This window comes from Ruminococcus sp. SR1/5 (genome assembly GCF_000209835.1).
GTDB classification, from domain to species: domain Bacteria; phylum Bacillota; class Clostridia; order Lachnospirales; family Lachnospiraceae; genus Blautia_A; species Blautia_A fusiformis.
This window is the reverse complement of sequence record NC_021014.1, coordinates 3,337,911-3,360,066: the sequence shown is the minus strand read 5'-3', so window position 1 is coordinate 3,360,066 and position 22,156 is coordinate 3,337,911. Positions and strand designations below refer to the sequence as shown.

Here is a 22,156-nt window from a genome sequence, read left to right as displayed (position 1 = left end):
GATTGACCTTATGGTATGTCAGAAAACAGATGTCATAAGGTCAGTGCATCGGCTTTGCCGTGCTGACAAAAAGAAAGCGAAAGCAAAACACGGTGTATATCAGTGATAAACACCGTAGGGTTGAATACCGCCTGTCGTGTGTGCGCCTGAAGAAGGTGCGGGCACGGCGAAGAATGTGCCGGCTTTTGAGTTGGGGAGTGTATTCGAAGTTATTTTAATAGAACTGTGAGATATGACACAGGAGATTATGAAAATGAAATACCATCCTGAAATACAGGATGTGTACATAGGTGCAAAAATTAGAGGATATGCCCGATGAGGGACGGAGGAGTAAATGACATGAAGAATTACAAAATCGCCGTTGCGGGCACTGGTTATGTTGGTTTGTCGATTGCCACATTGCTTTCCCAGCATCATCATGTGACCGCTGTGGATATCATTCCGGAGAAAGTCGAGATGATCCACAACCGGAAGTCTCCGATTCAGGATGATTATATTGAAAAGTATCTTGCAGAGAAGGAACTGAACTTGACTGTAACTCTGGATGCTAAGACCGCATACGCTGATGCTGACTTTGTAGTAATTGTTGCTCCTACAAATGTCTACTCAACAAACCGTATTGACGTAGCATCGTCGAAAAGAACCCGTTTTGCACACTATATGGGGTACTGAAATTGGTTATATTTCACAGCTGTATGAACTGAAAATGCCAATAACTCATACAAAACGCTGAACTTTTGCCCGCTGCGACACAAAATTGGCACAACTTTTTTGGAAGTTATGAGGAAATGGCGGAAAACAGGATAAAACAACAAAAATCCATGAGTTTATCATTAACGTCTGAAACTGCTGTTGAGTACACTATCTGACCCGCTAATGACACCTACATCATAACGGTTTGTTGAGTCATGAAAATTACGGAAAAACAGATGATTTCTACTTCATAAAACAGCTGTTGAGTAGAGCCTGGATGGTGATGATAAATACATGTTTTATCCGGGGAGAGTGAATGATTTGTTCATAGTGAACAACGAGCTGTAGAAATCAGACTGTGTGATATATACAGTTTTAACAAAACTCATGCACCGACAGGTTTTGATTCAACAATCCAACACTTAGAAAAAACGTCATTGCAGGGTATACGGGGTTCGACTGTATAAAGTAACACTTCAGTTATAGAGGAATAGAGACGAGTGTACTCAACGGATGTTTTATGGAGTAGAAAACATGATTGCTGGGGTAATTGGATACGACAGCATAAGAAAACACTTAGCCGAGTGTGGCTATCACACAGTGGAAATTAGAGAGAAATGCCATCCATATGGATGTGTAGATAGATAAAAAGAATGAGGAATGAACCCAGTAAGGGTGGAGGAGTACATTATGGAAAAATTTGATTATTTAGTAGTAGGTTCTGGCCTTTACGGGGCAATTTTTGCACATGAAGCCAAAGCACATGGTAAGTCTGTTTTGATAGTAGATAAGCGCCCGAACATCGCAGGTAATATTTATACAGAGAATGTTGAAGGCATCAACGTCCATAAATATGGTGCTCACATTTTCCATACTAACAATAAAAAGGTCTGGAACTACATTACACAGTTTGCTGAGTTCAATCGCTTTACGAACTCACCTGTAGCCAATTACAAGGGGGAGTTGTATTCGCTGCCGTTCAATATGTATACGTTCAATAAGATGTGGGGGGTTGTGACACCAGAGGAAGCTACCGCCAAGATCGAAGAACAGCGTAAGGAAATCACCCATGAGCCACAGAACCTTGAGGAACAGGCCATTTCTCTTGTCGGCCGTGATATCTATGGGAAGCTGATCAAGGGCTACACTGAGAAGCAGTGGGGGCGCGATTGTAAGGATCTGCCGCCCTTTATTATTAAAAGACTTCCTGTTCGCCTGACCTTTGATAACAATTACTTTAATGCACTTTATCAGGGGATTCCTGTTGGGGGTTATACCAAGATGATTGCTAATTTGCTGGATGGTATTGAGGTTCGTTTGAACACAGATTATCTGGAAAATAAGGCTGCGCTGGATGCGTTGGCTGATAAAGTTGTATACACTGGACCGATTGATGCTTACTTTGACTATAAGCTGGGTACGCTGGAATATCGTTCTGTCCGATTTGAAACGGAGACTTTGGACAAACCAAACTTCCAGGGTAACGCCGCGGTGAACTATACCGACCGTGAAACTCCGTGGACTCGCATCATTGAGCATAAATGGTTTGAGTTCGGTAAGGACGAGGACGGTAATGATTTGCCGAAGACTATCATCAGCCGCGAGTATAGCAGTGAGTGGAAGCCGGGAGATGAGCCGTATTATCCGGTTAATGATGCTAAGAATGGCTTGCTTTATTCTGAATATAAAAAGCTGGCAGGTGCAGAAGAACATGTGATCTTTGGTGGCCGTCTTGGCGAGTATAAGTACTATGACATGGATGCAGTTATCGCTTCGGCGCTTGAACGAGTTGCAAATGAGTTGGAGGAGAACAAATGAGTAATAGCACAGTGAAGATTGTTGTTGCAACTCACAAGAAATATATAATGCCGACTGATTCAATGTATGTGCCTATACATGTTGGAGCAGAAGGAAAAAAGATTCAAATGGAAATAAACTGAATCTCGGATATATCAAGGATAATACTGGTAATAACATCTCGAAAAAAAATGCTTCTTTTTGTGAACTAACTGGTCTTTATTGGGCATGGAAAAATCTAGATGCGGATTTTGTTGGTTTAGTTCATTATAGAAGGCACTTTTCGATGAATCATAAAAAAGGATTTGAGAATATTCTAACATATGAAGAGTTAAAACCATACCTAGATAAAGTAAAGGTATTTGTTCCCAAAAAACAAAAATATTATATTGAATCTCTTTATAGTCATTACGCTCATACCCACTATGCCAGTCATTTGGATGAGACCCGGATTATTATTGAGGAAAAATATCCAGAGTATCTTGAGGCTTTTGATCGAGTTATAAAGCATACATATGGTTTTATGTTTAATATGATGATAATGCGTAAAGAGCTGTTAGAAGATTATTGTTCATGGCTTTTTGATATTCTATTCGCATTGGAAAAGCGGATAGGTGTTTCTGAATTAAGCACTTTTCAAGGACGCTTTTATGGCAGGGTGAGTGAAATTATTTTTAATGTCTGGATTGATCAAAAACTTCAGATTGGTGAACTTAAGCAAAATGAAATTATGGAGATTCCGTATGTGTATATGGAAAAATTAATTGGAATAAAAAGCTGATTGCTTTTTAAAAGCTAAATTTTTTAAAGTGAAATACAATGGGAGCTTTTAAAGTCATATCAAATTAGATAAATTACTAAATCTTAGCTGTATGGCTTTAACTAATAAGAAGAAATACGTTTGCATAAGGAGCAAATAAATATAAGAATTAAGGAAAATACTATGGAAATAAGATACAGTGAACCATTAATATCGGTGATTGTTCCTGTTTATGGAGTAGAAAAATATGTAGCTAAATGTTTGGATACGATTATCAACCAGACTTATCGAAATTTAGAAATTATTTTAGTGGATGATGGGACAAAAGATCGTTCAGGCATTATTTGCGAAGAATATGCAAAGAGAGATGGCAGAATCAAAGTTTTTCACAAAGAGAATGGAGGATTATCGGATGCTAGAAACTACGGTATAGAGCATTCAACAGGTGAGTATTTAACATTTATCGATTCAGATGACTATCTTGATTTAGATTATGTTGAATTTTTATATAATTTAATAAAAAAGGATATAGAATGTCTCTTTGCTCATTGCATGTGGTTTACACAAGTAATGGACATATTGAAAATAAAGGCAATGGTAAGGAAGTGATTCTTTCCGGTAAACAGTGTATTGAAATGATGTGTTATCATGAAGAGGTTGATACGGCAGCTTATGCTAAATTAATGCATAGAGATCTTTTTGATAAGGTTCGATATCCAAAGGGTAAAATTTTTGAAGATATAGGAACTTCATATTTACTGTTTGATCAATGTGATGAGATTATATGCTCTTTTGTTCCGAAATACTATTATGTGATTCGTAATAATAGTATTGTAACATCAGAATTTAATTTAAGTAAATTAGATCTTATTGAGATGACAAACCAAATGGCAGATTATGTTAATGTAAAATATCCAGATCTAGAAAATGCAACGCTTCGTAGAAGAGGATATGCTTACTTTAGCACATTAAATCAAATGCTTGATGTCAAAGCTCCTGAATATATTCGAAAAAGGATTGAAATTATTAGATTTTTGAAAAAAACAGTTCAAAGATAATTAAAAATCCGAGAACGCCTAAGAGGGATAAAGTTGCTTACTTTTGCTTAAAATTAGGGTTTCCCATTTATAAATATGCTTGGAAACTCTATATAAAGCATCAACGAGGATAAGAGAAAGGAAAATATGAAATCATTTTTAGAACAAGTCAAACTTGTATACATTATTGCGTTAAGAAATATCCGAAAAGTTTTTTTGTTTTTCCAGTAAAAAAGAATCGTGTTATATTTGAATCTTTCTCAGGTGATGGATATAGTTGTAATCCTAAGTACATTTCAGAGTACTTAAAAAAGAGTATGGCAATTCTGTAGAAGTTGTGTGGGCAGTTAAAGACGGAGTGAAAACACCGGAAAATGTTGTTGCATGTAAGTATAGAAGTTTTCAGCATTTTCTATATCGAATTACATCCAAAGTCTATGTATGTAATTTTTTGCAAGCTATTGAGATTCCAAAAAGAAAAGCACAGATTGAAATTCAGACATGGCATGGTGGTGGATGCTATAAAAAATAGGAAATGAAGAAAAATTACGCAACAGTGCTTATGAAAAAAGACGCGATATGCATCTTAAAGAAATTGACTATTTTATTGTAAGTAGTTTGTATTGGGAACAAGAAGTATGCCGAAAGCAATTAGGCTATACGGGAAAAATTTTGGAAATTGGTATGCCTAGAAATGATTGCTTAGTAAAGCAGACTGTGCTAGACAAAAAAAATCCATTCGTAAAAAAATTGGAATTTCAGAAGATTGTTTTGCAGTTCTTTATGCACCGACATGGCGTGAAGGACTTGATCAGTTTGAATTAATCGATTATGAGCAGATAAAAGCGGCATTTGAAAAACGTTTTGATAAAAAATGTGAAATATTATTTCGAGCACACATTTATGGAAAAGAGAAGTTATCAAATGTGATTGACTTGACCCAATATCCTGATATGCAAGAATTGCTTTATACTAGTGATGCATTAATTACAGATTATTCGTCTTCAATGTGGGATTATTCTCTGACCGGCAGACCTTGTTTTTTATATGTTCCGGATCTTCAGCGATATATAAAGCAACGGAGCTTTGATATGGACATTCATACATGGGGATTCCCTGTGTGTTGTTCAAATAGAGAACTCAAACAGGAAATCGAAAATTTTAATGAAAACGAATTTCGTAAAAAGATGATTTGTCACCAAAATACATTGGGATCCTTTGAAAACGGAAAGGCAACTATTGAAGCTGTAAAATTAATTGCGCAATTGTGTGAATTAAAAAAGTAACCATTAATTAAAAAGTCTTATAGTTTAAGAAAAAATGTGTAGGAAGATTGACAAAATTAATCGTGTGTTTTTGTGATTGAGTGTAAGCAAATAATATAGGAATTCAAGAAAATAACGCAAGTAATCCAGCTTATCAGAAAATGAAACTCTACACCAGTTATCTTTGCTGTGCGACAGCATGTCTGCAGATGCTTTCCTTAATCTTTGTATTCTGATGAGCTGTTTTGAATGGATTATTGTATGAAATCTTTATATGGAACTGACTTTTGCTGTTAACTATAACACATATACATATTAGTTAAGGTGCTTGCTTCCTTAAAATATAATGTAGTACAGGAGAAACTTTTAAAAATGTATAGAGAGAAGCACTTTTTTGAAAATCTGCAAGAGCTAAGAGGAATGGCAGCTCTTCTAATTGTAATGAGTCACATTCCACTTTTTAAAAAGATGATAGGACCTTCATTTGGCGGATATGGAGTAGCAATTTTTCCTTTTAAGTGGCTTTTTAGTAGCGTATTCGACACAAAATGGTAATAAGTTGTTTTTGACCAAGCGATCTATAAGAATAATTCCAGTATATTATTTAATGACTGTTCTTACATATATTCTTGTGTCGATAAAACCTTCATTGTTTAATACCACAACGGCAAATCCGATCTACTTGGCCAAATCCTTATTGTTTATACCTTATGTGAATCCTAATGGAATCGTAAGACCAATTTTAGATGTTGCGTGGGCATTATTGCCTGAGGTTTGGCTTTATTTGTTATATTGGATTGTTATGAAGGTGAGCCATAAGTATAGAAATGAAATTGTCGCAATAATTTTATTCCTAATTTTCTTGTTGGGAGAAATTTTTTTAAAAAGCAACCCAATTTATAGCCAGTATAGGTTTTCGTGTTTAACATTCACAATTGGTATTTTGATTTATCTAGTATGGTTGTCGAGTAATAATGAAAAAAAGTAGTTGCGAAATCCAAATGGAAATGGATTTTATGTAGTCTGCTTTTTTGGTCAGCGGGGGTTGCATACAATTATTCTATACAGTTCGGATTAGATGCTATTTCATTACTTTTGCCAGTATTAGTTTTTGTCTGCTATTTGGTAAACGATAGTGCGATATACAATTCTAAAATGATTATGAGAGTAGCGACATTCAGTTATTCGTTGTATTTATCTCATGAGTTTGTGGTAAAGGGGTTTAGTAGATTATTATTTTCACTAAATGAAGTAACTGTGGAAAACGTTCTGTTGAGTGGTATTTGCATATTTATTGCCGTAATTGTAGGATTCGTTTTAAATTGTTTTTTGAAAAACCTGCAACAAATTTTCTGACTAATTTATTTATTAAGAATAGAAAAAATAAGGATTAAGAAGAGAATTAAAAATGATTTAGGCATATGAGGTTTTACTTTTATTTTGTAAAAAATAAAAGGTATAGCATTGTTGATGGCATGATTTTGAAAATGGGAATTGTTGAATATTAAGATCAACAGATATTTGTGTAATAGAGTGTTTTTATTACTCTTTATGCTATCGATGGAATGGAGGTTCAAATGAATATTGAAAAGGTGCGGACATGGCTAAAATTATACGGTATAAAAAATGTTTTTTTAGATTTATTAATGAAAAAAGTCCAATATTGTGCGTAGCCAATAATAATTTACTTAGACGAATGAATTGGCAATTAAAAGTAAAAAAAGAATAGCTAATTATATTGTTTATCCAGAATATAAAGAATTGAAGGATAATGACACTATTAAAAAATATGGTGGTTATGGTTTCAAGGATCTGAGAATGCTCCTTTAATAGTTCAAAGATGTTTGAGTACAGTTAAGTGCTATTCAGCAAAAATGAATTTTGAAGTTATCGAATTGAATGAAAATAACTTGTTTGAATATGTAAAACTGCCGGACAAAATCGTTAATATGTGGAAACAGAAAAAAATCACTAATGCAAATTTTTCAGACTTATGCAGGATTGCTCTTTTAGCTGATTATGGTGGGCTATGGATTGATGCTACTGTCTTTTTAACAGGTAAAATTGATGAAAAAATATTGCAAAGTGATATTTTTTCTATCAAGCATCTTTTTTGGATATGACAGTAACAAAGGTGTCGAATTGGTTTATGTATGCTAAAAATCCGGATAATTATTTCATGTGTTCACTAAAGGAATCGATGATTAATTATTGGCTAAACAATAAGCATATGGACGATTATTTTATTTTTCATATTATGATAGCGGCTATGTGTGAAAAGGACTGTTTTAGAGAAAATTTTGAAAATATGCTTTACTTTTCAAATACATACCCGCATCTCCTATCATTTGAACTCAATAATAAAGTGAATAAAGAGAAACTAAGACATATATTACAAATGAGTAATGTGCATAAATTAACATATAAAAATCTTCCATCTGCATCCGATAGTGAAACTGTTTATAAATATATTTTAAGCAAGAAAGAAGGAGAAAATTTATTATGAATTTAGGACAAAGAGTAACGGTTGTACTCGTTACATTTAACCGATTAGAAAAGTTGAAAATTGCTTTGTCATGTTATGAGAAGCAAACTTATAAGATAGAAAAAATAATAATTGTAGATAATTGTAGTACAGATGGAACAATAGATTTTTTGAAAAAGTGGCTTGATAGTAAAACAAATTTCGATAAAGAAGTTGTATATTTAAGTGAAAATACTGGAGGTGCAGGTGGCTTTGGAGCTGGTATGGAACATGCACTGAATTTAGTAAATTCAATGCAATTAAAAACGGATTGGATACTAGTTTCAGATGATGACGCATTTCCTAATGATGATGCAATTGAGAAAATGATTGCATATTATCAAAAGCAAGAAGTTGAAAAGCAAAATGAGATTGTAGCACTGTCTAGTGCAGTTGTAAATCATGGGCAAATTCATGAATCTCACAGAAGTAGAATTGAAAAAGATTTCTTTAGAATTAGATTCGTAGGTGTAGACAAAAAATATTATAATACAGACGGTTTTGAAATAGATTTATTCTCTTATGTTGGGACCATGATCAAGGTTTCAGCATTAAAGAATGTCGGTACAACTCTTAGAGATTTATTTATCTATGGAGATGATAATGAACACAGTCTTAGACTTGGAAAAATTGGTAAGTTGGTGTGTGTTCCAGCAAGTGTATTTGTTCATGACACGCCTGGCGTAGAAACAAGAAAAATTGGATGGCACAATTATTATAACCGAAGAAATCAGTTATACATTTTAAAAGAATACTTTCCGTTAAGATACTTTATTAATAGATTCTTTAAGAGGTATATCTTAGATATTAGTATATTGTCTAAAAATACGTCAGAAGAAAAGAAATTATTTAAAACAGCTCAAATGGATGCACTAAAAAACAAATTAGGAAAGCATCCTGTATATAAACCGGGTTTTGTTATTAAGGAGAAATAGTTTGCAAATATATATATTAATTTTTACTCTTTTATTAGTGTTATTTGTAGCATATAAGGCTATGGGCAAAGATTTAATGTCACCTGCCTTTTTGTACACAGCTCCTTTTTGCATAGCATTGCTGTGCGGAGCAGTATATGCAGATAAATGGAGTTTAGAGCTGCATTTTAATACATTTGTAACTATACTATGCGGTGCATTTTTGTTTGTTTTAATTTGTACCATTGTTCATTTCTCATATGGAAAGTGGCTATTAAAAACATCGAAAAAAAAGGACAATCGATGTACTGCAATAAATGTAGAAAGCTGGAAGATTGTATTGACAATTATAGTACAATGTATTTCGTTGTATGTAGTTGTTGGCTCTATGCGTGCATCTTTAGCTAAATATGGAATAAGCGGTAATCTTAGCTTACTAATGTATTATTTCAGAAGTTATTCTCTTTTTTCTGAATATAGTGTTGGTATTTCTGGATTGGCAATTAATTTAAGAATTTTTTCTATTGCGGCTTGCTATATTTGGATTTATGTATTCGTGAATAATCGGATTCTAAAGATAAAGGCTAAAAATGAGATTTTATTAATAATTAGTTTTGGACTTGGAATTGCAAACAGCGTGATACTGGGCGCTAGAGGCGAAGCCTTGCAGTTGATATTTGCTTTAGTAGTAATTTGGTTTTTTATCAAGCGAAAAAACAACAATTGGAAATCAAATATAAAATTTAAACAAATAATAGTACTGATGGTCGGTCTGCTTTTTGTATTAGTATTTTTTAAGAGTGCAGGTGATTTATTAGGCAGAAATAGCGTAATTGCCTCAACAACTTCTGCCACAGATGAGATAGCCAAATATTTAGGTGCAGAAATTAAGAATCTAGATTCTTTTTTGAATGAAGAATATTCTAAGCCTGTTGTGTTTGGAGAGCAAACATTTAGTGTTTTGCTAACCTGGATAGATGCAAAGTATGGTATGGGATGGAATATTGATTCTATTTTAGCATTTAGGCGAGTTAATGGTATAAGTCTGGGTAATGTCTATACCTTGTATGCGCCACTTGTTTATGACTTTGGTTATATAGGAGCAATGATAATGATAATGACGATGGCTGTTTTTAGTCAATGCTTGTATGAAAATGTACTAGTTGAAAAAAAGGGAAGATAATAAATGGAAAAATTATATTGAATAGTTATATTTTATTTTTGTTAACTTTCTCGTTTTTTGGTGAGAGAATTTTTTCGTCCATTCTCAATTTTTCATTTTATAAATATATTCTTATTTGGTTATTTATGATGTGGTTTGTTACGAAAGTACACTTTAAAATTAAGACTAATAGAAAGTGAGATGAGTGAATTGAATATTGGAGTTATTTTTGCAGGTGGTGTTGGGAGTCGAATGCATAGTAAAGAGAGGCCAAAACAGTTTCTAGAAATATATAATAAGCCGATTATAGTGCACACAATTGAATATTTTCAAAATTGCGATTTGATTGACTCCATTGTAGTTGTTTGTGTTGAGGATTGGATTGAGTATTTCAAATCTCTGGTTTATAAATATAGACTTGATAAAATAAAAAAATTGTTCCAGGAGGGAAAACTGGTCAATTATCAATTTATAATGGATTATGCGCCGCTGAAGAAATTTCTGATAACGCCGCTGAAGATATCGTGCTAATTCATGATGGCGTGAGGCCATTGATTAATGAAAAATTGCTTTATAGAAATATTGAGGATGTTAGGAAGTATCGCACTTCGATTACTAGTGGTATTGTTAAGGAAACTATAGTGGAAGTGGATGATGTTGGAAATATAAAATTTGTTCCAGATAGAGCGCATTCAAGAGTTGCAAAAGCTCCGCAATGCTTTGTGTTGTCAGATATTTTATATGCTCATGAAAAAGCGTTGAGTGAAGGAATTAATACATTTATTGATTGCTGCACAATGATGCAGCATTATGGATATGCTTTACATATGACTGACGGACCGTATGAAAACATTAAAATAACAACACCGGATGATTTTTATATGATGAGAGCTATTTTGCAAGCAAAAGAAGATGCGCAAATATATGGTATTGATTAATTGAGGAAGGAGCATTGAATGGAGAATAGGCGGAAATCAATAAAACTAAATTTTGTTATGAACGCTGCTTTGACAATGTCATCTATTATTTTTCCTATAATCACATTTCCATATGTGTCTCGAATTCTTATGCCTTCTGGAACAGGGCGTGTGACATTTGCTACATCCTTGATATCTTACTTTAGTATGTTTGCCCAATTGGGAATTCCTACATACGGCATTCGAGCCTGTGCGCAAGTAAGAGATGATAAGGGAAAATTAAGTAAAACGGTGCAAGAACTTTTGATCATTAATTTAATTATGAGTTTTTTTGCGTACGTTTTTCTTGCGATTGCTTTGATTACGGTTCCAAGACTATTTGAAGATAGAATTCTCTATATTATAATTAGTTCTACAATATTGCTCAATGTAGTTGGAATGGAATGGCTATATAAAGGTTTAGAAAAATATAGTTATATTACTATTCGTTCTGTAATCTTCAAGTTTATAGCCTTAATTGCTATGTTTGTTTTTGTACATAAAAAAGAGGATTATGTCATTTATGGCGCAATTAGTATATTTGCAGCGTCAGCTTCTAACATACTGAATATAATTCATGCACGTAGATACATTGATTTTTCATTTGAAGGTCATTATGATTTACGAAAACATTTGAAAGCTGTACTTATATTCTTTGCAATGTCGTGTGCTACAATTATATACACGAATTTAGACACGGTTATGCTTGGATTTATGAAATCAGACATTGATGTTGGTTATTATAACGCAGCAGTAAAGATTAAAGTAATTTTGGTACAAGTTGTGGCTTCGCTTGGTGGGGTACTGCTTCCAAGATGCTCATACTATGTTGAAAAAGGAATGTGGGCTGATTTTAAGCGCATTTGTTCTAAAGCTCTCAATTTCGTTGTTGTAATAGCACTTCCGTTAAGTGTTTATTTTATTATTTACGCACAAGATGCAATCATGTTTTTGTCAGGATCGGAGTACTTAGGTGCTATTTTGCCAATGAAAATAATTATGCCTACTCTTTTGTTTATTGGCATGACGAACATATTGGGATTACAAATATTAGTTCCATTAGGAAAAGAAAAATAGTTTTATATTCAGAAGTGGCTGGTGCTATAACAGACTTGTTGTTGAATGTCGTGTTAATTCCTAGGTTTGGGGCATCAGGTGCGGCTATGGGTACTTTGGTGGCTGAATTTGTAGTTTTGGTTGTGCAATGTGCAGCATTACGAAAATACTTATTTGATATTATTATAAAAATAAAATATTGGAAAATAATTATTGCTACAGTTGTAAGTGCAATTGCCTCGCTACTTGTATTATATTTGAAATTGGATTGCTTTTTTAATCTTATAATTTCTGCGACTATTTTTGGCACATTGTATTTATGCATTTTATTATTGTTTAAAGAAAAAATGGCTAAAGAAATTGTTGTGTCGTTATATGAAATATTCGAGAGGATTCTAAAGAAAAATGACTGAATTAAATAATAAAAAATAATCGAGTATGATATGTTACGTGTCGTAGTGACTATTTTGGTTCTTATCAGTCATTGCATGTACTATCGAATTGTCACAGCTTATGGTGGTATAGATTATTCTGGTTTGTTTTCAAAAAAGACAACAGTTTTCATAATATTAGAACAGATAAAAGAAATGATTTATTCATTTCACATGCCATTATACATGGCATTAAGCGGGGCATTGTTTAGAGTGACTATTTCTAAAAGGAAAATTTGTTTTACAAAATTGATAAAAAATAAAACTACTAGATTGTTAATTCCTTTTTTGTTAGTTTCTATATTTTACAGTTTTCCACTCAAATACATATCAGGTTATTGGAGAGGAACTGAGAGTGTCATAAAAGATTTTTTGTTGGGCAAATATTATTGCAAGGAAACACTTATCTCTGGTTTTTGCCAGCATTATTTATCTTGTTTCTGTTGTTTTATGTCATTATTAAGGCAAATATGTTATCGTCGATTGTTCTAGTTGAAGGAGTTTTTTAAATTTTATATGTGATAATATAACAATATTAATATTAAAAGATGTTTGTATGTACTTTATATGGTTTTATACTGGATATTTGTTTGAAAACTACAGAAATAGAATTAAAGATAAATATATTGTAGTAGGTGGGTTATCGGCGATGATATGTTTTTTACTATCTTTCATAATGAAGAAACATTGTGATGTAAAGATAGTGAATTATATCATAGGACTTCTTTTAACTGTATGTGGAATGTTTACTACATACGCTATCTCCTTTATTTTGGCAAAGTATACCTGTTTTTCAAAAAGTAAGCTATATAATACGGTACTTGAAAATTCCTTTGGATTGTACCTATATTCGGATCCTGTAAATTATGTGGTTATTTTTATCCTGACGGCTATAACGGGAGAATTTGCTTTATCAACGAATTTGGGAGTGGCATTGCTTTTTACTTTGAGATTGTTTCTTTCTTTTGGATTTTCTTTAACAATTTCAAAAGTACTTAAAAAGCATAGAGTCAAATATTTGGCGTAGAGATTCCTTCCCACGCTCAAAAAATAATTAGCGAAACTGGATTTATCCATAAATGAAAAGAGGAAAATAATGAAAAGAGTATTAGTAAGTGGTGCAACAGGGCTTATAGGACAAGCGATAGTTAAATTTTTGTTGAGAGAAAATGAGTATGTAATTGCTTTAGCAAGAAGTATAGAGCGTGCTGAAAGCATATTTGGAAAATCAAATAAAAATTTAGAATATATTATTAGTGATGTATGTGATATAGAGCCCAAGAATATCAATGTGGACTATATAATTCACGGAGCAAGCCAAACATCTAGCAGAGCATTTATTGAAGAACCAATCGAAACAATTACTACAGCTCTGACCGGAACAAAAAATATGTTAGAATTTGCGAGAGTAAATAATGTAAAAGGTTTTGTTTATCTATCTAGTATGGAAGTATATGGATCACCACTAAATGATTTAAAGATAGATGAAAAACATGGAACAAATTTGGATACAATGAAAGTAAGATCGTGCTATCCAGAAAGTAAAAGGATGTGCGAAAGCTTATGTGCATCTTATTCTTCAGAATTTGGTGTTCCAGCCAAGGTTGTTAGACTCACTCAAACCTTTGGACCGGGAGTAAAATATGATGATGGGCGGGTATTTGCAGAATTTGCTAGATGTGCTATAGAGAGAAGAAATATAGTGCTTAAAACTAAGGGTGAAACAAGAAGAAGTTATCTTTATACTGAAGATGCTGTTAACGCTATACTAACTGTATTGTATAATGGAATACCAGGACAGGCATATAATGCAGCAAATGAAGAAACATATTGCTCCATATATGAAATGGCAAAAATGGTAGCAGGTAGATTTGGTGACAATTCGGTAAAGGTTCTGGTAGAAGAAACAAATCCTGAAAAGCTCGGCTATGCGCCAGTACTTTATATGAATCTTGATACAACAAAATTACATAATCTTGGATGGAAAGCTAAATTCAATCTGGAAAGTATGTATCAAAATATGATAGAAGATATGAAAATAAATCAGAAAAGATACTGATTACATATGTTTCGCTAAAATTTTGGATTTTTCATAAAATTCACACTAAATAGCCGGAAAGCATGAAAATAAGCCCATATCACCATTTCTGTATTTAGTGTAACTTTTTTGCAGAGTTCACAAAAGTTATAATATGATTAGAATCGCTTTTGAAAAAATCAGTATAGGTTTGAGCGCATGACAGCAGAGGGAAAAGAAGGCTTTGAATATCCGCAGATAGATGAAAGCAAGTGTGTGCGGTGCTATCAGTGCATTAGAGTATGCCCGATTAAAGCAGCACGGGCACAGTAAGGAGAACATAAAATGAACACAACATTACTTATTATGGCAGCCGGAATCGGCAGCCGATTTGGAACAGGAATAAAACAGTTGGAGCCGGTCGATGATGCTAACCATATCATCATGGACTACTCAATCCATGATGCAATCGAAGCGGGCTTCAATCATGTAGTATTTATTATCCGCAAGGATATCGAGAAGGAGTTCAAAGAGGTCATTGGTGATCGCATTGCTTCAATCTGCAAGTCCCACAATGTAACTGTGGACTACGCATTTCAGGATATCAACGATATTCCGGGAGAACTTCCGGAAGGTCGGACAAAGCCGTGGGGAACCGGTCAGGCTGTACTTGCAGCGAAGAGCGTAATAAAGACCCCATTCATCGTCATCAATGCAGATGATTACTATGGCAAGGAAGGCTTCAAGGCTGTCCATAAGTATCTGGTGAATGGCGGAAAGTCTTGTATGGCGGGCTTTGTGTTGAAGAACACACTGTCTGATAACGGTGGCGTGACTCGCGGTATCTGCAAGATGGACGAGAATGGAAACTTGACCGAGGTTGTAGAAACCAAGAATATTGTAAAGACTGCAACCGGAGCAGAGGTAGACGGAGTGGCCGTTGATGTAAATTCTCTGGTTTCCATGAATATGTGGGGATTGACTCCGGAATTTTTAGATGTACTGGAAGAGGGCTTCAAAGAGTTCTTCGAGAAAGAAGTACCGGGTAATCCTCAGAAAGCCGAGTATCTGATTCCAATCTTTATCGGTGAACTTCTGGCAGAGGATAAGATGTCTGTTAAGGTGCTGCGGACTAATGATACATGGTATGGCATGACCTATAAAGAGGATGTTGCGGTTGTAAAAGAGAGTTTTCGTGGTATGCTGGAGCGTGGTGTTTATAAAGAAGAACTGTTCTGTGATATAAAGTAATATTGGTATTGTAAAATAGCAAAATGCTCAGATCCCCCACAAAGGATCTGAGCATTTCCAATACGAACTATTTCTTCTGTAATTTCAGCACGTCCTCAAGAGAAAGTCCTGAAAATCTGGAGATGTCTTCAGGGGAGAATCTTGGATCCTGAAGCATACGTTGTGCTGTCAGCATAGCTTGTTCCTGATGGCCTTCGGCACGCGCATCATCGCACATTTCCTGAACAGCCTGACACATATTAACCCTCCCTTCTGTTTCTGTGAAACGTAAGTTGATACCGGTTATGGAGTCGATGCCCCGGGCTGCTTTGAGCTCGAGTGACCGGAAGCCGGGACTCTGTGAGGTAAGCTCCTGAAGCTTCTGTTTATCTTTGGAATATTTGATGAAGAGCATGACTTCTTTGAGATTGCTCTGGAGTTTGTCAAGTTCTTCATCCTTTATCTCGGCAGGTGAGAAGAGATTGATCCGGTAATCCGGGACCATGGAAAGAATTTCGGGGTCCTGGACAGAGAGCATTTCGTGGAGGCTTCTTGGAGCGTTCCAGGTGTCGGAACCGAAGTACACGACTGTGGTTATGACCGGGATCAGCCGGTCATCCTTGTAGAAGCCGGTGAGATATTCTCCGGATGTGGAAGGCCATTGCTTTGCTTCTCTGTGGGATCTGGCGGAATTTTCTACCTGCCCTGCGTATTCTAATGCATCATAGACCATGTTTTTGACCGGCATTGCGTAGTGTGTTTCCGATTGATTTTCAATCCCCAGGAGAAGATAGATTCTTGAATCATCATGCATAACATTAAGAGATTTGAATTCGTCCCGGAATTTCTGGACAGGAACTTCTGAAGTGCCGGATCCGTAGGGGACAGCGAGAGCTGTGGTATCCAGTGGATGAAGCGTGTCAGGGTCTATGACGTTTTTTCCTTTGTACAGCATATGGTTGAACACATCCGCAAAAACGCGGTTGTCAGCCATGTAATCTTTGGTGATGGTATCCTTTGTACCCATAGGTTTCACCACATTCGATCTGTTTATGTGATCAGAGTAGTTTATTATCTGATCCAGTTACAGGGTATCATACATTTTGGTGTTTGAGAAGCGGATATCTGATATTTTATCATTTTTGCAGCTTGCGGATATCTGTTTGACAACATTCTTATATAAGATTTACCGGGATTTTACAGTGGCTTCTTGCCAGCTACCCTTTTTCGGTGTTAAAATAACAGTATCAATGAAAGAACAGGGAGAATGAAATCAATGTACGATTATCTTATCGTAGGTGCCGGTCTTTACGGTGCGGTTTTTGCACAGGAGGCGAAGCGTGCCGGGAAGTTAGTGCTTGTGATCGACAAGCGTCCGCATATTGCGGGAAATGTATATACAGAGAAGGTGGAAGGAATCAACGTGCATAAATACGGTGCACATATTTTCCATACCAATAATAAGAAGGTCTGGGATTATATCACCCGGTTTGCCACCTTCAATCGTTTTACCAACAGTCCGGTTGCCAATTATCATGGGGAGCTGTACAGTCTTCCGTTTAATATGTATACCTTTAACAGGATGTGGGGCGTGGTGACTCCGGAGGAGGCTGCGGCAAAGATCGAGGAGCAGCGGCAGGCAGCAGAGATCACGGAACCTTCGAATTTGGAGGAACAGGCTATCAGCCTTGTAGGTACGGATATTTATGAGAAGCTGATCAAGGGCTATACGGAGAAGCAGTGGGGACGTCCATGTACGGAGCTTCCTGCTTTTATCATCAAGAGGCTTCCGGTGCGTCTGACCTTTGACAATAACTATTTCAATGCGTTGTACCAGGGAATCCCGGTGGGTGGTTATACGAAGATGGTTGCCAATCTGCTGGACGGTATCGAGGTACGGCTGAATGAGGATTATCTGGAGAAAAAAGAGCAGTACGATGCAATGGCGGAGAAGGTAATCTACACAGGTGCCATCGACGCGTATTTTGACTATAAGCTGGGAACTCTGGAGTATCGTTCCGTGCGTTTTGAGAATGAAACACTGGATAAACCTAATTTCCAGGGAAATGCAGCAGTGAATTATACGGATGTGGAGACTCCATGGACCCGTATCATCGAGCATAAATGGTTTGAGTTCGGAAAGGATGAGGAGGGGAATGATCTTCCGAAAACGGTGATCAGCCGGGAATACAGTTCCGAGTGGAAGCCTGGAGATGAGCCGTATTATCCGGTCAATGATGAGAAGAACGGAGCGCTTTACGGACAGTATAAGGAGCTTGCAGAGAAGGAACCGAAGGTGATCTTCGGCGGCCGTCTTGGCGAATATAAATATTATGACATGGATGCGGTGATCGCTTCTGCGCTGGATATGTGTGAGCGGGAGCTTGCATAAAAAAGATACTGGATATGACAAATGATAAGATCCTCTTATATTTCGGAGCCAAGGCAAAAGAGAAATATAAGGGGATTTTATGCATAGAATGGCAGTGAGATTTTTGGAGGGAGGAAAGAGCAATGAGAAGGTGCAAAGGTGTGCTTCTGGCAGGAATGCTGGTGCTGAGTATGAGTGTTCCGGTGTATGCGGACAAGTCGGTTGTGGTGAAGGTGGAGGCTCCGGCGGATACCACAGATTATTATATGACTGTGGATTCTGGTGGAGTTGGTGTGGATATCTATCCGTCCACCGACGGAAAAGGTGAAAAGCTCAATGATAAGACGGTAAGGGATGGTACTGTCCTGCATATCGAAGGGGAGACAGAGAAGAATGGTGAGACCTGGGGATATACAGAGTATAATGGCAGATACGGTTATGTGCCGCTGGAGGAGCTGCGGCCCTCAAAGGATGCGGAGCTGGCGAAGGCCGGAATCGCAGGGAGCACGGAGAAAGAGACTTCTGCAGTGAATCAGGGAGACGCATCCGATACGCAGGATTCCGCAGCCGGCGAAGGACAGGGAACGTCTGCAGGGACGGACAATACAGGCAGCTCTCAGGCTCAGAATGGCGAAGGACAGGGAACGTCTGCAGGGATGGCCAGCACAGATGAATCTCAGGCTCAGAGAGGTGAGGTTCAGGGGCCACCTGCGGCGTCGGCCAGCACAGGTAGTTCTCAGGCTCAGAGAGGCGAGGTCCAGGGACCGCCTGCAGCGGATGGAACAACAGAAGGTGGGGAATCTGCGGATGAAGTTGTCACCAAGCCGGTCAATGGCACAGCTGCGACATCCTTTAAAGAAGAAAATTCCTGGTATAAAAGTCCGTTTATCTGGATCGGGATCGCAACAGTACTTGCAGTAATCGGAATTCTGGGTTATCATTTGAAGAAACGTTAACAGATAAACCAGATCAATATAAGAAAAGTGGAGAATTTTGTGAAGAGATTACAGCTTGTCAGGAAGAAATTACTGCCGCTTCTTTTGTGTGTGGCAGTTGCGGGCAGCCAGGTTCCGGTCATGGCAGCCGATGTGGAAGGTTTCAGTAATTCTGCGGAAGGCTTCAATGAAGAATGGTCAGAAGATACACAGACGCAGTCGGCGGAAGCAGAGGATACGACGGAGACCGCAGAAGGGAATACCACGGAGAACACCGGTATCCCGGATGAACAGACAGAGGATATTGCAGAGGCAGCCGATGGGGATACCGAGGATATAGCCTTGCAGAGTTCCGAGGAGGATACAGAGACTCCCGAAACATCAGAAGGATTGTCTTCTGATTCCCAGGAGGATACCTTTGGCGACGGCGAGGAGAGCTTTGGGGATGCCTCAGACAGTGGTGAGTCCGGCATCGAATATATCAAGGGCCGTCCGCTTACGGAGGAAGAGGAGCAGGAACAGTTGGCACCCTTTGATAATCTGACCTCTTATTCCACCGCCGTGGAGATCGGAAATGATGTGGATGAGGTACCGATGGGAAGAGCTGCGGCCTATCCGTCCTATTATAATGCAGCGGATCAGGGATATGTTACTTCCGTAAAGAATCAGGAGCCCTACGGTATGTGCTGGGCATTTGGAATGGCCTCTCTTCTGGAAACTTCGTTTCTGACCCAGGACCTTGGAACTTATGATCTGTCGGAAGAGCATCTGGCGTATTTTTTTGCAAACAGAAAGAATGACCCGCTTGGAAATACCTACGAGGATGTCAATAAGCATATGGGGACAGATGATAAAGGAAACGCAGATTATCATGAGGGCGGAAATGATCTTCTGGCTTCCATGTTTCTGAGCACCTGGTCCGGAATGACAACAGAAGGGGATGTGCCGCTGGCAACAGATTCCACGCATACACAGAAAATCGGTGTGACTCCGGCGGCATCCAAGGCGTACAATGCAGCTGCTTATCTGAAAAATGCCTATTTTTCCGATTATTCCGTAAATGCCATGAAGAAGCTTCTGGTTGCAAATAATTCGGTCACTGTGATGTATAATGCGCAGAATGCCTATTACAATGCAAGTACAGCGGCCTATTCCTATCCTACCAGCACCAAGAACGTGAATCATGTAGTTACAGTGGTGGGTTGGGATGACAATTATTCTGCGAAGAATTTCCGGGCATCTTCCAAGGTAAAGGGAGACGGAGCCTGGATCGTCAAGAACAGCTGGGGTACAGGCTGGGGAAAATCCGGATATTTTTATATGTCCTATGAGGATAAGTCTGTCAGTGAGCTGGTTGCGGCTACGGCTGTCAATACACCGAAATATAGAAACAATTATTTTTATGACGGAACGTCGGGCCTTGGTTCTATCCGCATGTATGCAGGGGAACAGCTGTCTACGGTTTTTCGTGCCAGTGCAGGAAACGGAAAAGCGGAATCGCTTGGCGAGGTGACTCTTAGCTCCATGTCTGCCAATAATTCCTATACTGTGCAGGTATACACAAATCTGAAGGATGCCAGTGATCCTACCAGTGGAACACCGGCATATTCTACACCGGTTTCCTGCAGTCAGCCGATGGCTGGGGTTATGACTTTTCAGATCCCGGAGGTTCTGCTCAGCCAGAACAGTCTGTATTCTATTGTGGTGACAAATGCAGGAAGCACATATATAAAATACTGTGTGGAGGCAGAGGTCAGTTATGGCTGGTGCAGCTTTTCTCCGTCTATCGTATCCGGTCAGAGCTTTCTGCGATATAACGCGGAGGATACCTGGATGGATGCGGTTGAATTTAATCCATCGGTAACTCCGAGGATCAAGGCGCATACCAGGACTCTGAGCAGTGCGGCCAAGATGCAGCTTTCTTCCTCTGAGATAGATCTGTATTCCGGAGATCAGAAAACACTGAATGCCTCGGCTACCAGATCCGAGATGGCTGCTTCCGGCATTGTCTGGGAAAGCTCAGATACCAGTGTGGCTGCTGTAAATGGAAGCGGCGTTGTTACTGCAAAAAATCCGGGAACAGCAACCATAACCTGTTACGGAAAAAATGCCAGGGGAATCCGAGCTACCTGTAAGGTTACGGTGAAGCTTCGTCAGACCACAGGTGTAAAACTGGTTTCCAAGGCATTTAACAGGATACGGATCTCCTGGAAAGCAGTTCCCGGCTGCAATCGTTATGCTATCTATCGCTGGGATGAAAGCGGAAATTCAAAAAAATGGCAACCGTGACAGCAGATGTAGTGACCTGGCAGGATACTGCAGTGAAAACAGGAAGCACTTATACGTATCGGATCCGGGCTTCTTATGTACTTTCCGGAAAGAAGACTGTTTATGGAGCCGCATCTTCGCCGTTATCAGCAAAAGCGGAGCTGGGGAAGGCCCGTGCAGTGGCTGAAGCTGTCAGCGGACCATGTAACAGGGTATCCTGGAAGAAGGTTTCCGGAGCCAGTGGCTATCATATCTACCGGAAGCTCCAGGGGAAAAGCTGGGTTCGGATCGGAACCGTTAACAACAAAGTATTGTCTTGGCAGGACACGAAGATTGAGGGAATCACCTCCTACGCTTATGCTGTAAGGCCTTATAAGAATGTAGACGGGAAAAAAGTTTTCGGAGGATATCAGGCAAGCAGCTATATCCTGTCCTATCCGGAACTTCAGAAGATATCCAGTGTCAGGAAGACCTCCAGGGGGCTGAAGATCTGCTGGAAAGCGCAGAAGAAAGCAGATTGCTATCAGATCTACCGTAAGACCGGAAAGGGTTCATGGAAAAAGATCAGTACAGTTTCCGGAGGCAGCAGCTCCTCCTTTGAGGATAAGACCGCAAAAAAGGGAACAACGTATTACTATGCGGTGCGTGCAGGGATAAAAAACCTCCGGTGGAAAAGTACTCTGCGGAGGATATGCCGCAAAAGCAGCAAAGAGATAAAAGTGTTAAAATATAAAACGCCG

At 37.9% G+C, this 22,156-nt stretch carries 21 protein-coding genes and 5 pseudogenes; 25 read left to right on the top strand and 1 reads right to left on the bottom strand.

Annotated elements, in window-relative coordinates; genetic code table 11:
* Positions 1-339: 339 nt before the first annotated feature.
* From CK1_RS16815 to CK1_RS16730, 21 genes and pseudogenes are all read left to right on the top strand, one after another.
* A pseudogene (locus tag CK1_RS16815) lies at positions 340-633 on the top strand (UDP-glucose 6-dehydrogenase); the annotation flags it as partial.
* Positions 634-1,383: 750 nt separating this feature from the next.
* Positions 1,384-2,511, top strand: a complete 1,128-nt coding sequence (gene glf, locus CK1_RS16810; RefSeq protein WP_015527326.1) for a UDP-galactopyranose mutase — start codon at positions 1,384-1,386, stop codon at positions 2,509-2,511.
* Positions 2,508-2,633: a DUF4422 domain-containing protein gene (locus CK1_RS16805; RefSeq protein ID WP_015527325.1), complete on the top strand. Its 126-nt coding sequence runs from the start codon at positions 2,508-2,510 to the stop codon at positions 2,631-2,633. The genes glf (CK1_RS16810) and CK1_RS16805 overlap by 4 nt, the downstream gene beginning before the upstream one ends.
* On the top strand, positions 2,630-3,271 hold the full coding sequence (locus tag CK1_RS16800) for a DUF4422 domain-containing protein (protein WP_353611269.1): 642 nt from the start codon (positions 2,630-2,632) through the stop codon (positions 3,269-3,271). Before CK1_RS16805 ends, CK1_RS16800 begins: the two co-directional genes overlap by 4 nt.
* Positions 3,272-3,433: 162 nt before the next feature.
* Positions 3,434-3,859, top strand: a complete 426-nt coding sequence (locus CK1_RS16795; RefSeq protein WP_306289021.1) for a glycosyltransferase family 2 protein — start codon at positions 3,434-3,436, stop codon at positions 3,857-3,859.
* On the top strand, positions 3,784-4,308 hold the full coding sequence (locus CK1_RS16790; protein WP_306289020.1) for a hypothetical protein: 525 nt from the start codon (positions 3,784-3,786) through the stop codon (positions 4,306-4,308). The genes CK1_RS16795 and CK1_RS16790 overlap by 76 nt, the downstream gene beginning before the upstream one ends.
* 131 nt (positions 4,309-4,439) lie before the next feature.
* Positions 4,440-4,819: pseudogene (locus tag CK1_RS18670) on the top strand (CDP-glycerol glycerophosphotransferase family protein).
* A gap of 47 nt (positions 4,820-4,866) precedes the next feature.
* Positions 4,867-5,573 (top strand): annotated as a pseudogene (locus tag CK1_RS16785) (CDP-glycerol glycerophosphotransferase family protein).
* Between the two features lie 351 nt (positions 5,574-5,924).
* Positions 5,925-6,107 carry a hypothetical protein gene (locus CK1_RS16780; protein ID WP_015527323.1) on the top strand — a complete coding sequence of 61 codons (183 nt, stop codon included), beginning with the start codon at positions 5,925-5,927 and terminating at the stop codon, positions 6,105-6,107.
* A gap of 4 nt (positions 6,108-6,111) precedes the next feature.
* Complete coding sequence (locus CK1_RS18665) at positions 6,112-6,540, top strand: hypothetical protein (protein WP_353611196.1); 429 nt, start codon at positions 6,112-6,114, stop codon at positions 6,538-6,540.
* Positions 6,541-7,396: 856 nt separating this feature from the next.
* A pseudogene (locus tag CK1_RS18660) lies at positions 7,397-8,058 on the top strand (capsular polysaccharide synthesis protein).
* Positions 8,055-9,011, top strand: coding sequence for a glycosyltransferase (locus tag CK1_RS16765; protein WP_015527320.1), 957 nt, complete (start codon positions 8,055-8,057; stop codon positions 9,009-9,011). Before CK1_RS18660 ends, CK1_RS16765 begins: the two are co-directional and overlap by 4 nt.
* A 61-nt stretch (positions 9,012-9,072) precedes the next feature.
* On the top strand, positions 9,073-10,173 hold the full coding sequence (locus CK1_RS16760) for an O-antigen polymerase (RefSeq protein ID WP_306289017.1): 1,101 nt from the start codon (positions 9,073-9,075) through the stop codon (positions 10,171-10,173).
* A 180-nt stretch (positions 10,174-10,353) separates the two neighbouring features.
* Positions 10,354-10,683, top strand: a complete 330-nt coding sequence (locus tag CK1_RS16755; RefSeq protein WP_015527319.1) for an IspD/TarI family cytidylyltransferase — start codon at positions 10,354-10,356, stop codon at positions 10,681-10,683.
* Positions 10,587-11,090, top strand: a complete 504-nt coding sequence (locus tag CK1_RS16750) for an IspD/TarI family cytidylyltransferase (RefSeq protein WP_353611268.1) — start codon at positions 10,587-10,589, stop codon at positions 11,088-11,090. Before CK1_RS16755 ends, CK1_RS16750 begins: the two co-directional genes overlap by 97 nt.
* An 18-nt stretch (positions 11,091-11,108) precedes the next feature.
* Positions 11,109-12,185: a flippase gene (locus CK1_RS16745; RefSeq protein WP_015527318.1), complete on the top strand. Its 1,077-nt coding sequence runs from the start codon at positions 11,109-11,111 to the stop codon at positions 12,183-12,185.
* 14 nt (positions 12,186-12,199) lie between these two features.
* Positions 12,200-12,577, top strand: a complete 378-nt coding sequence (locus CK1_RS18655; protein ID WP_353611195.1) for a polysaccharide biosynthesis C-terminal domain-containing protein — start codon at positions 12,200-12,202, stop codon at positions 12,575-12,577.
* A gap of 30 nt (positions 12,578-12,607) precedes the next feature.
* Complete coding sequence (locus CK1_RS18650) at positions 12,608-13,087, top strand: acyltransferase family protein (RefSeq protein WP_353611194.1); 480 nt, start codon at positions 12,608-12,610, stop codon at positions 13,085-13,087.
* 604 nt (positions 13,088-13,691) lie between these two features.
* Positions 13,692-14,654 (top strand): NAD-dependent epimerase/dehydratase family protein, encoded by a 963-nt coding sequence (locus CK1_RS16740; RefSeq protein WP_015527316.1) that lies wholly within the window; start codon positions 13,692-13,694, stop codon positions 14,652-14,654.
* 177 nt (positions 14,655-14,831) lie between these two features.
* Complete coding sequence (locus tag CK1_RS16735) at positions 14,832-14,945, top strand: 4Fe-4S binding protein (protein WP_306289016.1); 114 nt, start codon at positions 14,832-14,834, stop codon at positions 14,943-14,945.
* 12 nt (positions 14,946-14,957) lie between these two features.
* A complete protein-coding gene (locus CK1_RS16730) occupies positions 14,958-15,863 on the top strand; it encodes a sugar phosphate nucleotidyltransferase (protein WP_015527315.1) in 906 nt (301 codons plus the stop codon).
* Positions 15,864-15,930: 67 nt separating this feature from the next.
* Here the strand turns inward: CK1_RS16730 and CK1_RS16725 are convergent, their stop codons facing one another.
* A complete protein-coding gene (locus CK1_RS16725; protein WP_306289015.1) occupies positions 15,931-16,797 on the bottom strand; it encodes an Rpn family recombination-promoting nuclease/putative transposase in 867 nt (288 codons plus the stop codon).
* Positions 16,798-17,118: 321 nt separating this feature from the next.
* On the opposite strand from CK1_RS16725, the gene glf (CK1_RS16720) reads away from it, so the two are divergent.
* From glf (CK1_RS16720) to CK1_RS16705, 4 genes and pseudogenes are all read left to right on the top strand, one after another.
* Complete coding sequence (glf, locus tag CK1_RS16720; protein WP_015527313.1) at positions 17,119-18,234, top strand: UDP-galactopyranose mutase; 1,116 nt, start codon at positions 17,119-17,121, stop codon at positions 18,232-18,234.
* A 122-nt stretch (positions 18,235-18,356) separates the two neighbouring features.
* Entirely contained in the window at positions 18,357-19,169 is an 813-nt protein-coding gene (locus tag CK1_RS16715; protein WP_015527312.1) for an ICP22 family protein, read from the top strand.
* Between the two features lie 39 nt (positions 19,170-19,208).
* A complete protein-coding gene (locus CK1_RS16710; protein ID WP_306289014.1) occupies positions 19,209-21,437 on the top strand; it encodes a C1 family peptidase in 2,229 nt (742 codons plus the stop codon).
* Positions 21,425-22,156, top strand: a pseudogene (locus tag CK1_RS16705) (hypothetical protein); the annotation flags it as partial. The gene CK1_RS16710 and the pseudogene CK1_RS16705, both read left to right, overlap by 13 nt.

Excerpts from the sequence above, each read along its gene's own strand:
- CK1_RS16805 (WP_015527325.1), top strand. The coding sequence starts at position 2,508 with ATGAGTAATAGCACAGTGAAGATTGTTGTTGCAACTCACAAGAAATAT.
- CK1_RS16765 (WP_015527320.1), top strand. The coding sequence starts at position 8,055 with ATGAATTTAGGACAAAGAGTAACGGTTGTACTCGTTACATTTAACCGA.
- CK1_RS16725 (WP_306289015.1), bottom strand. The coding sequence starts at position 16,797 with ATGCTGTACAAAGGAAAAAACGTCATAGACCCTGACACGCTTCATCCA.
- CK1_RS16715 (WP_015527312.1), top strand. The coding sequence starts at position 18,357 with ATGAGAAGGTGCAAAGGTGTGCTTCTGGCAGGAATGCTGGTGCTGAGT.
- CK1_RS16745 (WP_015527318.1), top strand. The coding sequence starts at position 11,109 with ATGGAGAATAGGCGGAAATCAATAAAACTAAATTTTGTTATGAACGCT.
- CK1_RS18650 (WP_353611194.1), top strand. The coding sequence starts at position 12,608 with ATGTTACGTGTCGTAGTGACTATTTTGGTTCTTATCAGTCATTGCATG.
- CK1_RS16795 (WP_306289021.1), top strand. The coding sequence starts at position 3,434 with ATGGAAATAAGATACAGTGAACCATTAATATCGGTGATTGTTCCTGTT.
- CK1_RS16740 (WP_015527316.1), top strand. The coding sequence starts at position 13,692 with ATGAAAAGAGTATTAGTAAGTGGTGCAACAGGGCTTATAGGACAAGCG.
- glf (WP_015527326.1), top strand. The coding sequence starts at position 1,384 with ATGGAAAAATTTGATTATTTAGTAGTAGGTTCTGGCCTTTACGGGGCA.
- CK1_RS16735 (WP_306289016.1), top strand. The coding sequence starts at position 14,832 with ATGACAGCAGAGGGAAAAGAAGGCTTTGAATATCCGCAGATAGATGAA.
- glf (WP_015527313.1), top strand. The coding sequence starts at position 17,119 with ATGTACGATTATCTTATCGTAGGTGCCGGTCTTTACGGTGCGGTTTTT.
- CK1_RS16760 (WP_306289017.1), top strand. The coding sequence starts at position 9,073 with ATGGGCAAAGATTTAATGTCACCTGCCTTTTTGTACACAGCTCCTTTT.
- CK1_RS16755 (WP_015527319.1), top strand. The coding sequence starts at position 10,354 with ATGAGTGAATTGAATATTGGAGTTATTTTTGCAGGTGGTGTTGGGAGT.
- CK1_RS16790 (WP_306289020.1), top strand. The coding sequence starts at position 3,784 with ATGTCTCTTTGCTCATTGCATGTGGTTTACACAAGTAATGGACATATT.
- CK1_RS16780 (WP_015527323.1), top strand. The coding sequence starts at position 5,925 with ATGTATAGAGAGAAGCACTTTTTTGAAAATCTGCAAGAGCTAAGAGGA.
- CK1_RS16730 (WP_015527315.1), top strand. The coding sequence starts at position 14,958 with ATGAACACAACATTACTTATTATGGCAGCCGGAATCGGCAGCCGATTT.